General features: G+C 69.5%; 1 protein-coding gene. It reads left to right on the plus strand.

Annotated features, from left to right (window positions below; translation table 11 throughout):
- Positions 1-574 (plus strand): FUSC family protein (locus AC2W7M_RS26945; RefSeq protein WP_486136295.1); only part of this gene is annotated, 574 nt, incomplete at its 5' end.
- Between the last annotated feature and the right edge of the window lie 81 nt (positions 575-655).

Raw genomic sequence — 655 nt, forward strand, 5'->3', positions numbered from 1 at the left:
CCATGCGCCTGCCGCAGCGGGACCGCTGGCGGCGATCGCCGCGCAACTGGAGGCGCTCGCCGGTCCGGACGGTGGCACGCCGACCGCGCCAGCCGCGCCGCCGTTCCTCGCGCCCGACGCCTTCACCAATCCCGACTACCAGCAGTACGCCCTCAAGACCACGGCGGCGGCCATCAGCTGCTATCTGATCTATTCGCTGATCGGCTGGCAGGGCATCCACACCGCCATGATCACCTGCTATGTGGCGGCGCTCGGCACCACCGGCGAAACGGTGCACAAGCTGGCATTGCGCATCGGCGGCTGCCTGATCGGCGCGTGCCTCGGCTTCCTCTCCATTCTTTACGTGATCCCGTCGCTCGACACCGTGGGCGGGCTCATGGTGCTGGTGTTCTTCGGCGTGCTGCCGGCGGCCTGGGTTTCGGCGGGCAGCGAGCGCATCTCCTATGCCGGCGTGCAGATCGGCCTCGCCTTCCTGCTCACCATCCTCAACGGCTTCGCGCCGAGCCTCGACATGGGGGCCGGGCGCGACCGCATCGTCGGCATCCTGCTCGGCAATTTCGTGGTCTATCTCTAATTTTCACCGGCATCTGGCCAAAGAGCGCGGCCGGCCGACGGGCGCCGCCACCTGGGCGCGGGCGCTGGCGGCGCTGGCGCG

Source organism: Xanthobacter sp. BG11Y11_SDJG, from assembly GCF_057364445.1.